We start from the raw sequence: 12,986 nt of genomic DNA on the forward strand, positions 1-12,986 counted from the left end.
TTTCTAAATAAAGTATTCAATTAAATTTAAAACGCTAAGTCATAAACCGTGTCATCAATCATTTTATCGCTCATAAGGCTGTTTTCTTTAGAGCTGCTTATAATATTGATTGGGTATTTAACGGTAAAATCGCGTTTACCTGTAGCTCCTGTTATAATTGCTATTGCTTTGGCCAACAAGGGTTCATTTTCTTCGCCTAAAATACCCAGGTTGCTATAATCTTCTTTTAGCTCATGATCTGGCTGTAGGCCGCTAGTAAAATCATAAAAACCATCGGCGTTTTCATTTCTACCTATTAAAGGCTGTATGGCCCATTGATTATCAGAATTAATATTGTTTACTCTTGAAGGTGTGTATAGATAGGAATTGTCACGATCATCAACTAGTGTAGTAGAGAATTCATTTTTCCCCCTAGTTACATCACCAATTTGAATTACATCCATGTATGGTTCTAAGCTGTTGATCAACAGTTCACTTGCCGATGCGGAACTTGCCGTGGTAATTACATACAGTTTCGTTAAGCCTAATGAATTTATAGTTTCTCCATTTATCTTATCTGCAAAATAAACCTCTAATTGATTGTCGTTGAACTGTTCTTGCAGCTTATCGTTATAACGCTTTCTTAAAAAGAGGTCAGAGGTGTTTGTACCGTAAATCATACTAGCTAACAAGCGCGTTGTATTTACAGAGCCGCCAGGGTTATAACGTAGGTCCATTATTAAATTGGTAATGCCTGCAGATTTTAAATCCTTTATGGCAGAATAAAGATCATCATCATACTCGTTGGTAAACTGATTGTATAGAATGTACCCAATGTTTTCACCACCAATTGTAAATGATTTAGAAAGATATACAGGGTTTTCAGCTAAACCTTCTTCTTTGGTAAGTGTAACTTCAACATTGTTTGGAGTTATATTTCCATTGTTGAAATCTGCCATATTTAAGGTGTATGTGTCATTTTCACCAAAAAGCAAATTAGTATAATTAGTAGAAGTCAGGGTTTGGCCGTTAACACCGGTAAATAAGTCGCCACGTTGAATTTCTACCGTAGCTGCGTTTGAGTTGGGTACAATGTAACGGACAAAACCAAAAAGTTCTTGACTGTCTTGAAAACGCACAAGTCCAAATTCTAAGCCATTACTTTTAGAAATGCCTGCTAGTGAATTGGTTAGTTCACGATAGTCTTCATTGTAGAAGCTGAATCTATCTTGAATATACTGTAGTTTATTCTCAAAAAAGGCTGCTGGATTATCTTCGGAATCAAGAAAGGAAGTATATGCCGCTCTACCTGCTGGTGTATTTTCAAAACGGTCGTCAGCTAAATCATCAACATTTTCTTGCCAGAAATACCAAAAGTTCATGGCTTTCCACATAAAATCCTGGACAACTACATCTGCAGATCCATCTGGGTCAACCGTGTTAGGTAATGACAGGTTATCATCTTTAGAACATGAAAATACAATGGCAGCAACAACTAATATTAATATCTTTTTCATAATTAGGGAAACTGAAATGTTATAGATTTATTTCTTTTCAACTAAAGGAATTTTAGTACTTGGAACACTATTGTTCAATAGTAAAGTAGCATTTCTTGGGTCATGAAGCTTGGAACTAGAAACTAAATTTGCGGGAATCAGTGCTTCAGACTTGCTTTTTCCACTAATTCCAGTAATCTCTTGTATAGCTCTTTTAAATAAAGGTTCGTCGGCGTTGCCTAAAATACCTAAATTGGTAATATCCTCAGAAAGTTCAATATCAGGCACTAAACCATCAACATAATCAGAGAAACCTGCACTATTTTCAACTCTACTAATAATAGGTTGTAAGCCCCATTGTACATTTGGGTTAATGTCATCAACATTTTCTGGGCTATAAATATTCCCGTTTTCCGGATCATCCACAAATAGAAGCGACCCTTGATTTTTACCCACCGTAGTACCACCAATGTGTATGACATTCATATACGGAGCTAAACCTACCATAACTAGTTCACTCGCAGAAGCAGAACCTTCTGTAGCAATAATATATACGCTGTTTAAATTTAATGTATTTAAGGCAGCGTTAGAATTATTATCATTGGTACCTGTTGTACTGACAAAAAAGTTATCAGTAAAACTACTATCAAACTCAGCTTGTAATTTAGCATTATAAATCGTTTTGAAAAGTAAATCTGATGTATTTGTACCTTTTATTAAACTGGCTAACACTGCTGCGGTAGAGCCTCTACCACCTAGGTTATATCTTAGGTCCAATACCAATTCATTAACGCCTTGCGACAAAAATTCTGCAAATACAGCATTCATTTCGTCTTCAGAGCCAGCAATAAATTGATTATACATTAAATAACCAATTTTTTTATCACCAGAAGTAATAACATTGCTTACATGAATGGGATCTTCTACCAAACCTTCAAATTTGGTCAGGGAAACATTTTTGTTATTAGGGCTAATACCACCATTGACAATTTCTGCCATATTCAAAACATAGGTGTCATTATCTCCAAAAAGTAAGTCTAGATTATTGTCATCGGGGTTGTCTCTGTCAGAATACAAGGTTTGACCATCAACGCCAACAAATAAATCTCCTCTTTTAATATCCTTGCCAGAGGCGTCAGAATTTTTAACAATGTATTCTACAAAACCAAAAACTTCGTCGGTACCTTCAATACGGCCTAAACCAAATTGAAGTCCGTTGCTTTTAGATACACCCGCAGAACTGTTTACAAGTGTTGTGTAATCATCGCTATAAAAAGTAAAACGGTCTTCAGAAAACAATAATTTATTCTCTAAAAGGGCTTCAGGGTCTTCATTTTCTGAAAGATATTCTTCATATGCTGTTTGTGTATCAAAACGATCATCTGCCAAATCTGGCACATCACCTTGCCAGAAATAATAGAGATTTAAGGTTTGCCAAAAAAAGTTTTGAACCTCAATATCTACTTCTACGATCTCTTCATCAGGAGTTTCAATTTCTTCTTCTTCAATGACGGTATCATCATCATTATTACAAGAAGTGATCATAACTCCTAAACAAAGGAGGGACAGGAAAAATTTTTTCATAGTTTTTTTAATTATAATTATCAGCATTTAGGTATTTAGAATGCATATGGGTACACTGAAAATAAACATTTAAGTAAGTACGTATATAATTAGTATAAGGATGTTAAATTTACTTACAAGAGATTTAAATAAAAATTATCTGTAACAAAATTAGTTTAGTATCGTCTTCATTTTGTAAACCGTTAAGAAAGTTTACGAACAGCCAAACCAAAATGAAACAAACAGAGTTTTTAAATATTGTATTGCCTTTTAAAGATAAGTTATTCCGCATGGCCAAAAGATTGTTGGTCTCTACGGAAGAAGCTGAAGATGCAACACAAGAGATTTTAATAAAGTTGTGGTCTAAGAAGAGTAAGATGGAGAGCTATAAAAATGTAGAAGCTTTTGCCATGACAATGACCAAGAACTTTTGTTTGGATAGACTAAAATCCAAGCAAGCCGGGAATTTAAAATTGGTACATAGTAATTACACAGACTCCAGTACTTCTTTGCAAGGTCAATTAGAAGCAAAAGATAGTATTAATTGGGTAGAGCGAATAATGGCAGAATTACCTGAGCAACAAAAAATGGTATTACAATTGCGAGATGTTGAACAGTATGAGTATGAAGAAATAGAAAAACTATTGGATATGAAGCCTACGGCTATAAGGGTAACTTTATCAAGAGCACGAAAAACCGTGAGGGAAAAATTAATGGAAAAGCATAATTATGGAATTGCATAACATAGAAAAATTAATAGAAAAGTATTTTGACGCGACCACAACAGTTGCTGAAGAAGAAACGCTTAGAACGTATTTTTCAGGGGATGAGATTGCTCCTCATTTAGAGCAACACGCGCCTTTGTTTAATTACTTTAAAAAAGCAAAAGAAGAACGCTTTACAAAGCAGGTACCATTAAAACCTAGAAAAAACTATTTGAAATGGGTATCCGTTGCTGCTATAGCAGTCTTTATGGTAGGTCTTTATTTTTATCAGCCTACATCAGTTCCGGAAACTTTGGCAGATGAGTATACACCAGAAGAAATAGAATCTGCAAAAGAGGCATTGGCCTTATTGGCAATGAACTTTAATAAAGGTACGGAGCAATTGAACCATTTAGAAGAATTTGAAAAAACAACGAATAAATTTTTAACGAAAAATAATTAAAATGAAAAAGATACTTGTATTAACACTTTTGGTGTTAGCCCCAATAATTAGTAATGCTCAAGATATATTTGAGAAGTATGAGGACAATGATAAAGTGACCTTTGTTGCCATGCAGCCTAAAATGTTTCAAATGTTGGGTAAAATGAGCGTAAGTTCAGATGATCCAGAAGCAAAAGAATTTTTTGAGCTTGTAAACTCTATTACTAGTTTTAAGGTAATAACCACGGAAGACCCCGCAATTTCTAAAGATGTGGATGGTTGGGTAACGAACAGACTTAAAAGCTCATCTTTTGAAGAACTGATGAGGGTTCGTGACGGTAGTTCTAATGTGAAGTTTTATGTTAAGGAAGGCAAGGACAGTGACCATGTAAAAGAGCTCTTAATGTTTGTAACCGGTTTAAAGGACATGGATATAGATGTAAATGGTAAAAAATTAGAAACGGTGTTACTGTCTTTAACTGGTGATATCAATTTAAGATCAGTATCTAAATTGACCGATAAAATGGATTTACCAGGAGGTAAACAGTTAGGTAAGGCTTCAAAGAAAGGGAACTAAAAACATATTAAAAGTGCGGACCCTCTAATTCTAGAAGAGGTAAGAAAATAAGTATTCATCAAATCATCAATCGCCGAAACCTTATAATGGTTAGGCACAAAAACAACAATCATGAAAAAAGTAGCAGTAGTAATTTTAATGGCAATTTTACCCGCATTGGGTTTTTCACAATCTGTATTTGACAAGTATGAAAATATGGATAACGTAGGTGCGGTCATTGTAAACAAGGGTATGATCGATCTAGTTTCTAAATTAGGTAGTATAAGTGACGACGCAGAGGCGAAAGAATTCTTGGAAGTGGCTAGCGGATTAAAAAACGTAAAGGTATTTATGACAGAAGATTCGTCAGTCTCGGCAGACATGTCATCAACAGTTAAGAAATATCTTAAGTCTTCTAAATTAGAAGAATTAATGCGCGTAAAAGATCAAGATGTCAATGTAAAGTTCTATGTTAAAGATGGTAAAAAGAAAGACCATGTATCAGAATTACTAATGTTTGTTAGTGGTTTGGAAAATGTAGAAGTAGGGCATAATGGAAGAAAGCTAGAAACCGTTTTGGTCAGTCTTACCGGCGATATCGATTTAAATAAAATTGGGACTTTAACCAGTAAAATGGATTTGCCTAAAGATCTCAATAAAGCATCAGGGAAATAATAATTATTCTAGAAAAAGGGTTTTCCATACCATTGGAAGGCCTTTTATCTATTTTTAAAAAACATCATATGAAAAATGTATATTGGGCATTACTCTTGGTAATTGGTTTTATGATTTCCTCGTGCTCATCAGAACAGAGCTTACAGCAGTATTATATTGCCAGTGCGGAGAATCCTAATTTTATGTCTTTTGATTTGCCTTCTAGTCTTTTAGATATAGAAACAGCAAATTTGACCGAGTCTGAAAAATCAGCGGCTTCATCTTTGAAAAAGTTGAACATTTTAGCATTTCAAAAAAAACCTGATAATGAGGAAGATTATTTTGTTCAAAAAAAAATGATCAAGACCATTCTTAAAGGAGATGACTTCAGTGAGTTAATGAAAATGAACACGCCCTATGGAAAAGCGACTATACAGTTAAAGGGAGATGATGACACCATTGACGAGCTTGTTATATATGGAGATAATGATGAAAAAGGGTTGGTTTTAGTTAGGGTGTTAGGTGATGACATGAATCCTGCGAGTTTTATACAGCTAATTAATGCAATGGAAAAATCTGATTTTGAAGGAAAGGGACTTGGTAAACTTGGGGACCTAATTAAAGGTTAGATAAGGATATACATGTTTTAAAAACAACCCGTTACTTAATTGTAATGGGTTTTTTTATTTGTATAAAATGTGGTTTGCCCTATTTTTTTGTGACCATTCAAGAAAACTGGTGTCATAATAAATGAGCACATTTAAATAACAACCTAAACAAACAAATTACAAATGGAAAATGCACAAGTATGGATTGACAAAGGAATTGAATTAGCAATGGAGTTTGGTCCCAAAATTATTTTAGCACTTTTAATCTACATAATTGGTTCTTGGATTATTAAGAAAATAATTGGAGTTGTAAATAAGGGAATGACCAAACAACGGTATGATGAATCGTTAAGAAAGTTTTTGCTAAATCTGGCAAAATGGGTTCTGACCGTATTTTTAATTATCACGGTTATTTCTACATTAGGAGTTGAAACTACAAGTTTTGCAGCGGTTATTGCAGCAGCAGGCTTGGCAATAGGTCTTGCATTGCAAGGCTCACTTTCAAATTTTGCAGGAGGTGTTTTACTGATCATCTTTAAACCTTATAAAATTGGAGATTTAATTGAAGCACAAGGTGTCCTTGGAAGTGTAAAGGAAATAGAAATATTTACCACGAAATTAGTAACACCAGAGAATAAGTTAGCGATAGTACCTAACGGAGCTATGGCAAACGGCAACATAGTAAACTATACTGCCGAAGGAAAAATTAGAGTTGATACTACAGTTGGTGTAGATTATGGGTCTGATCTTCAAAAAACAAAAGAAGTATTATTGGCAATGTTAGTGGCTAACCCAAAAGTATTACAGAATCCTGCTCCATCTGTTAACGTTTCTGAATTGGCAGATAGTTCGGTGAATTTAGCTGTACGTCCTTTCTGTAAGCCAGAAGATTACTGGGATGTGTACTTTGCTACTATTGAAGGAACTAAGAAAGCGTTGGATAGCGCATGTATTGAAATTCCTTACCCACACGAAGTGCAAATTAATAAATAAATTAGTCTAGTTAGTTGATTAAAAGCCCGTTGAATTTGCTCAACGGGCTTTTTAAATTTTACGTGATAATTAAGATTCTGTGCTTGTGCGGCATTTCTCTAAAATAAAGCCAAATCTTGCGTACGTATCTTAGATTAGTCCTGTGAAATGTTATTCTTTTATGAGCTGTAAATTATTTTTTCCGAAATCCATTGTTCTAATTGGAAATGGAATATTGATATCACGTTCGTCAAAATGTTTCTTAATGATTTTTATAGCTTTATGTCTTGCGGCATGTTCTTGTTTCACATTGACGCAATCTGTCCAAAAGCGAACCATAAAGTTTATGGAGCTATCTCCAAATTCGGTAAAAAAGAATTCAACATCTTCGTGATCGTTCTGCTTAAAATTATCAGTAATGATTTTTATTGTTAAGTCTTCTACCATTTGTAGGTCACTTTCATAACCTACACCACAGTTTACAAAAATTCTATTTCTATCATTCATGGAGTAATTGGTGAAAGACCCATCTATAAATTTTGAGTTGGGTATGACCACCACATTATTGTCTGGTTTTTTTATAATAATGTTTCGTAGACTTATTTCGGTAACAAAGCCAGAAACACCATCAGCAGTGATAAAATCATTGATTTTAAGCTGTGGCATGAAAGAAAGTATAAGCCCGCCAAAGGTATTGCTTAAGGTTCCTTGCAACGCCAAACCAATTGCTAGCCCCACAACACCTGCACCTGCTAGTATACTAGTTAATACTCTATCTAGGTCAAGTACGCCTAAGGCAATAAAGAATCCGATCAAAATAATAGCTACAAATACAACTTTTGCAATTATTTCTTGAATAGAGACTTGGGATATTTTTCTTAGAATGGTTTTTTTAAGAATTTTACGTATACCTCTTGCCAGAAAATAAAACAAGAACATGACCAAAATCGCCATAGCGAAATTTGGTAATTTTAAGATGATAGATTCTAACCAACCATCTAATTTATCCCATAGATTACTTACAGATTCTTCAACTGAGAAATTTGTTTGCATACAATTTTAGTTTTGTGTTCATGGTAATATATATGATGAGAAGCACAATCTAAAATGCATATCGCCCAAAACGGGCGATATGGAGTATATGAACTAAATAAAAGTTTTTATGCATTAAAACTGGATTAAATACCAGTGTAATTACTAGGCGAAATTTGTTTTAATTCTTTTTTAATCTCGTTAGAAACTTCTAATGTATCTATAAAGTTAGCAATAGAGTTCTGGTTAATTTTTTCATTAGTACGTGTAAGTCCTTTTAAGGCTTCATAAGGGTTTGGGTAACTTTCACGTCTTAATATGGTTTGAATAGCCTCTGCCACAACCGCCCAGTTATTCTCTAGGTCTTGTTCAAATTTCTCTTTGTTTAAAAGTAATTTGTTCAATCCTTTTAAAGTAGATTGAAAAGCTATAATAGTATGTGCAAAAGGTACACCAACATTTCTAAGAACTGTACTATCGGTTAAATCTCTTTGTAGTCTAGAAACCGGAAGTTTAGCTGCCAAGTGCTCAAAAATAGCATTTGCAATTCCAAGGTTACCTTCAGAGTTTTCAAAATCTATAGGGTTTACTTTGTGTGGCATAGCTGATGAACCAACTTCGCCAGCTTTAATTTTTTGCTTAAAGTAATCCATGGAAACATAGGTCCAAAAGTCGCGGTCAAGATCTAAAATGATCGTGTTTATACGTTTTAGGCCGTCAAATAAAGCGGCTAAATGATCGTAGTGTTCAATTTGAGTAGTGGGGAATGAGTGTTGAAGCCCTAATTTCTCTTGAACAAAGTTTTGACCAAAGGCTTTCCAGTCTATAGTAGGGTATGCAACCAAGTGCGCATTGAAATTACCGGTAGCTCCACCAAATTTAGATGCACTAGGTATATCGTTCAATAGATTAAATTGTTCTTTTAAACGGGTTACAAAAACCATGATTTCTTTTCCCAATCGGGTAGGAGAGGCAGGTTGACCATGTGTTCTTGCAAGCATTGGTATAGTTGACCATTCTAAAGCGAGAACATCTAATTTTTCTAATAATTCAAAATACTGAGGAACATACACATCATTCATAGCTTCTTTGATAGAAAGCGGAACAGCGGTGTTGTTAATGTCCTGGGAAGTTAATCCAAAATGAATAAACTCTTTATATGCAGAAATACCCAAGGAGTCAAAGGCCTTTTTTATGAAGTACTCAACTGCCTTAACGTCATGATTTGTGGTTTTTTCTATTTCTTTGATCTCTTGTGCATCGGCAGTAGAAAAATCCGTATAAATTTTTCTTAGGGAATCAAACTTTGAGGTGTCAAAAGAAGAAAGTTGAGGCAGTGGTATTTCGCAAAGCGCAATAAAGTACTCTATTTCTACTCTTACTCTATATTTTATTAAGGCTTCTTCGGAAAAATAAGCAGATAACGATTTTGATTTAGAGCTATAACGACCATCAATAGGTGATATGGCATTTAGTGCATTAAGAGACATAGTCAACAGTTAAATTAGTAAGGGGCAAATATACCTAAACGCGCCAAAGTTTAAAACCTAAAAAGCTTTAAGTTGTAGTCAAAAATAGCATTTAGTGAATAAGGATATAGGGTTTTAAATAATTTGAGGCTTATTTCTCTAAAGCCTTTAATGTTATTCTAGCACGCGCCTTATATGCAGAACTTCCGTTGTCATAATTTTGTTTAAGAATTAGGCCAAGTTCCGGATGAATCCATTTTATTTGTTTTCCTATCAATAGTAGTGTGGTCATTGCATATGCTTTAGGGGCAACTTTATGTTCACCAATTAGCCAATCAAAAGCAGCTTCTGTAATGATGTTTAGTTGATTGTCAGATAATCTTTTTTTTGAATTTTTAGAGAATTCGTTTAATGCTAAGAGTTGACAAATTTTTGCAGCCGGGCGAATAGATGATTCTAGTGTAATATGCTTTAAGGTTTTTAGAAATGGGTGAATATTAAAATAAATAAACTGTAAATCTCTTTTTGCAACATTTTCCAATACCCAGGCTGCTTTACATGAAACCGGGTCTTTATCTTCTTTTATTATCTCAACAAGTTTAGGAACCAGCTCCGGAGATTCTTCAATTTTTGATGCCATTTTATTTCGGTTTTCTCTAGCAGCGCTTACATAATTCAGAGCTTCGTTAAGTTCTTCCTTTGTCATAAAATTGTATCTTTATTTTTTATTTCCCCAAATATGAAATTACTAAAAAAAATTAGCCTAGGTATAGTCATTATATTCATAACCCTGCAATTTTTCAGTCCTACAAAAAATATAGCCGCTGGTAACCATACAGAGGCTTTTATAGACCAAACCAATCCTACTCCAGAACTTAAGCGTTTATTTGAGTCCTCTTGTTATGATTGCCATAGTAATCATACAGATTACCCTTGGTATAATAATATAGCGCCTATTTCATTTTGGCTTGCAGATCATGTTAAAGAGGGTAAGGAGCATTTAAATTTTTCTGATTGGGCTAATTATTCTTTGGATAAAAAGGATAATCTATTAAAAGAGATAGAAGAAGAGGTGGTTAATGGTAATATGCCATTATCCCAATACACTATTTTTCATAATGGCACGGCTATTTCTGCCAATGAAGTGAATAAATTGGTAGAATGGGTAAGGCAGACTAGAATTATTTATCAATTAGGGAAGCAACCAAATTAGGGGTTCCTTCCACTGCAGTTTTGGCTATAATGGTTACATTTCTTTTATGAGATTTTGAGATGGCAGGTTTTGGATCGATGAAATAAATTGGCGTTGCAAGGTCGACAAAATCAATTAAACTTGCTGCAGGGTACACTTGCATAGAAGTACCTATAATAATCAAATAATCTGCTTTTTCAGTAATTGCAATCGCTTTTTCCAAAAGAGGTACAGCTTCACCAAACCAAACAATGTGCGGTCTTAATTGAAATCCATTTTTACAGGTGTTACCCAATAAAATATCATTCTTGCACTCAAAGATTTCATCAGTAGAATTAGTACTTCTAGATTTAAGTAATTCACCATGTAAATGAAGTACATTGGAACTGCCTGCACGCTCATGGAGATCATCTACATTTTGGGTAATTATATGAACATTGAAACTTGCTTCTAAATGGACCAAGGCGTTGTGGGCAACATTGGGCTCAACAGTTAATAATTGTCTTCTTCTTTGATTGTAAAATTCTAAAACTAATTCTGGATCGTTTTCAAATCCTTCAGGTGTGGCCACTTCCATAACATCATGACCTTCCCATAACCCATTGGCATCTCTAAATGTTTTTAGACCACTCTCTGCTGAAATTCCGGCTCCCGTTAAAACGACAATATTTTTCATAAAAAAATTAAATATGTATAAAAATATACTTTTCTTATCTTGGGGGCATGATTGATTTGAAGCTTTTGAGCTATTTAGAAGAATTTATTTCAGAAAACAGAAAGCAGCGTTTTATAGATATATTGGAACAACGTACAAATTTTTTAACGGTTGCGGTTGAAGATGTATTTCAAATGCACAACACTAGCGCGGTTGTAAGAAGTTGTGAATCTTTTGGTGTGCAAACTGCTCATTTAATAGAGGATAGAAACGGTCAACATTTAGATGCGGAAATTGCCATGGGAGCTCAGAAATGGGTAGATATAAAAAGATATCAAAATTCAAAACAGGTAATAGATTCGTTACGAGAAAAAGGATATAAAATTGTGGCTACTAGTCCGCATGCAGATAGTTCACTATTACAAGATTTTAAAATAGAAGGTAAAACAGCTGTATTTTTTGGTACAGAGAAAACCGGTTTGAGCGATTATGTATTAGAAAATGCAGATGCCTATTTAAAAATACCCATGGTAGGTTTTACCGAAAGTCTTAATATATCTGTTTCCGCTGCTATTATTTTGCAACATTTAACGACACAATTAAAAGCTACAGATGTGGCGTGGGAATTAACAGAAGAAGAGATCTTGGAAAAGCGGTTAGATTGGACAAAAAAATCCATTAAAAGTATAGATGATATTTTACAACGGTATACTACTGTTAACTGAAAAATAGCTAACTTGTTAATCAACAAATATTTAACAAAATATGTATACGGTATTAATAATTTTCGGAGTAATTGTAATCTTGATTATTTTTCTAGGATTAATAGCGCCCAAAAGTTATCAAGTATCTAGAAGTATAGAATTGGATCATCCGCCAGAACAAGTGTGGGGTCATTTAAAGTTTTTAAAGAAACAGCAAGAGTGGTCACCATGGGCAAGAAAAGATCCCAATATGAAGATTACTTTTACGGGGGTTGACGGTGAGATAGGGGCTATAAGTCACTGGAACGGTAATAAAGAAGTAGGTGAAGGGGAGCAAGAGATTACCAGAATTATAGAAGGAGAGCGCATAGAGCAAGATTTGCGGTTTTTAAAGCCGTATAAGTCCCAGTCAGATTGCTACATGAATTTAGATGCTTTGGATGGAAATAGGAGCAAGGTTACTTGGGGGTTCACTGGTAAGAATAAATTTCCCATGAGTATTATGATGCTGTTTATGTCAATGGATAAAATGGTGGGTAAAGATTTTGAACAAGGATTGCAGAATCTTAAAGCTAATTTAAATAAATAGATATGATAGCATGGTTTGAAATTCCTGTAGCAGATATGGAACGGGCTCAAAAGTTCTATAAGTCCATCTTAGATGTCTCTATTACGGTAAATAATTTTGGGGAATTTGTAATGGGGTTGTTCCCGGACAAACAAACTGTTGGTCAGGCAAATGGTGCTTTGGTACTACATGAGCAGTTTGTGCCTAGTTTAACTGATGGCTTTCTGGTGTATTTGGCTTGTGAAGATGCTGCAAAAGTACTGGATAAGGTTGAAAAAGCAGGCGGACAAATAATACAGCCTAAAACCGAAATAGGAGAAGGGCATGGATTCATGGGAATTTTAAAAGATACGGAAGGAAATAGAATAGCCGTACATTCCAATTCTTAGTAA

At 34.4% G+C, this 12,986-nt stretch carries 16 protein-coding genes; 10 read left to right on the plus strand and 6 right to left on the minus strand.

Features of this window, described 5'->3' with window-relative positions:
- Window positions 1–26: 26 nt before the first annotated feature.
- Complete coding sequence (locus tag BW936_RS08995; protein WP_076548066.1) at window positions 27–1,496, minus strand: S41 family peptidase; 1,470 nt, start codon at window positions 1,494–1,496, stop codon at window positions 27–29.
- Between the two features lie 27 nt (window positions 1,497–1,523).
- Window positions 1,524–3,059 (minus strand): S41 family peptidase, encoded by a 1,536-nt coding sequence (locus BW936_RS09000; RefSeq protein WP_076548389.1) that lies wholly within the window; start codon window positions 3,057–3,059, stop codon window positions 1,524–1,526.
- A 212-nt stretch (window positions 3,060–3,271) separates the two neighbouring features.
- Between BW936_RS09000 and BW936_RS09005 the strand changes: the two genes are divergently transcribed.
- The 6 genes from BW936_RS09005 to BW936_RS09030 all read left to right on the plus strand — a co-directional run bounded on the left by BW936_RS09005 (window position 3,272) and on the right by BW936_RS09030 (window position 6,995).
- Window positions 3,272–3,781 (plus strand): RNA polymerase sigma factor, encoded by a 510-nt coding sequence (locus tag BW936_RS09005; RefSeq protein WP_076548067.1) that lies wholly within the window; start codon window positions 3,272–3,274, stop codon window positions 3,779–3,781.
- Window positions 3,768–4,205: a hypothetical protein gene (locus BW936_RS09010; protein WP_076548068.1), complete on the plus strand. Its 438-nt coding sequence runs from the start codon at window positions 3,768–3,770 to the stop codon at window positions 4,203–4,205. The genes BW936_RS09005 and BW936_RS09010 overlap by 14 nt, the downstream gene beginning before the upstream one ends.
- A 1-nt stretch (window position 4,206) precedes the next feature.
- The gene (locus BW936_RS09015) at window positions 4,207–4,761 is read left to right on the plus strand and encodes a DUF4252 domain-containing protein (RefSeq protein WP_076548069.1); all 555 of its coding nucleotides are present in this window, start codon (window positions 4,207–4,209) and stop codon (window positions 4,759–4,761) included.
- Window positions 4,762–4,872: 111 nt separating this feature from the next.
- A complete protein-coding gene (locus BW936_RS09020; RefSeq protein ID WP_076548070.1) occupies window positions 4,873–5,415 on the plus strand; it encodes a DUF4252 domain-containing protein in 543 nt (180 codons plus the stop codon).
- 68 nt (window positions 5,416–5,483) lie between these two features.
- A complete protein-coding gene (locus BW936_RS09025; RefSeq protein WP_076548071.1) occupies window positions 5,484–6,023 on the plus strand; it encodes a DUF4252 domain-containing protein in 540 nt (179 codons plus the stop codon).
- A 162-nt stretch (window positions 6,024–6,185) separates the two neighbouring features.
- On the plus strand, window positions 6,186–6,995 hold the full coding sequence (locus BW936_RS09030; RefSeq protein ID WP_076548072.1) for a mechanosensitive ion channel family protein: 810 nt from the start codon (window positions 6,186–6,188) through the stop codon (window positions 6,993–6,995).
- A 150-nt stretch (window positions 6,996–7,145) separates the two neighbouring features.
- Here BW936_RS09030 and BW936_RS09035 read toward each other — a convergent pair whose 3' ends face one another.
- The 3 genes from BW936_RS09035 to BW936_RS09045 form a co-directional block, all read right to left on the minus strand.
- Window positions 7,146–8,027, minus strand: a complete 882-nt coding sequence (locus BW936_RS09035; protein ID WP_076548073.1) for a mechanosensitive ion channel family protein — start codon at window positions 8,025–8,027, stop codon at window positions 7,146–7,148.
- Between the two features lie 125 nt (window positions 8,028–8,152).
- Window positions 8,153–9,496 carry an adenylosuccinate lyase gene (gene purB / locus BW936_RS09040; RefSeq protein ID WP_076548074.1) on the minus strand — a complete coding sequence of 448 codons (1,344 nt, stop codon included), beginning with the start codon at window positions 9,494–9,496 and terminating at the stop codon, window positions 8,153–8,155.
- Window positions 9,497–9,626: 130 nt separating this feature from the next.
- Entirely contained in the window at window positions 9,627–10,181 is a 555-nt protein-coding gene (locus BW936_RS09045) for a hypothetical protein (protein ID WP_076548075.1), read from the minus strand.
- 33 nt (window positions 10,182–10,214) lie between these two features.
- Here BW936_RS09045 and BW936_RS09050 point away from each other — a divergent pair, with 33 nt between their 5' ends.
- Window positions 10,215–10,688 (plus strand): heme-binding domain-containing protein, encoded by a 474-nt coding sequence (locus tag BW936_RS09050; protein ID WP_076548076.1) that lies wholly within the window; start codon window positions 10,215–10,217, stop codon window positions 10,686–10,688.
- On the opposite strand, the gene BW936_RS09055 is transcribed toward BW936_RS09050, so the two are convergent.
- Window positions 10,657–11,343 (minus strand): SIR2 family NAD-dependent protein deacylase, encoded by a 687-nt coding sequence (locus tag BW936_RS09055; protein WP_076548077.1) that lies wholly within the window; start codon window positions 11,341–11,343, stop codon window positions 10,657–10,659. The two genes, BW936_RS09050 and BW936_RS09055, sit on opposite strands and share 32 nt — an antisense overlap.
- Before the next feature lie 47 nt (window positions 11,344–11,390).
- Here BW936_RS09055 and BW936_RS09060 point away from each other — a divergent pair, with 47 nt between their 5' ends.
- From BW936_RS09060 to BW936_RS09070, 3 genes are read left to right on the plus strand one after another with little or no spacing between them, the layout of a single operon-like run.
- A complete protein-coding gene (locus BW936_RS09060; RefSeq protein WP_076548078.1) occupies window positions 11,391–12,047 on the plus strand; it encodes a TrmH family RNA methyltransferase in 657 nt (218 codons plus the stop codon).
- A 40-nt stretch (window positions 12,048–12,087) separates the two neighbouring features.
- Entirely contained in the window at window positions 12,088–12,615 is a 528-nt protein-coding gene (locus tag BW936_RS09065; RefSeq protein ID WP_076548079.1) for an SRPBCC family protein, read from the plus strand.
- A gap of 2 nt (window positions 12,616–12,617) precedes the next feature.
- Window positions 12,618–12,983 (plus strand): VOC family protein, encoded by a 366-nt coding sequence (locus tag BW936_RS09070; protein WP_076548080.1) that lies wholly within the window; start codon window positions 12,618–12,620, stop codon window positions 12,981–12,983.
- Window positions 12,984–12,986 lie beyond the last annotated feature (3 nt).

The organism is Maribacter ulvicola (assembly GCF_900155985.1).
Lineage (GTDB): Bacteria > Bacteroidota > Bacteroidia > Flavobacteriales > Flavobacteriaceae > Maribacter > Maribacter ulvicola.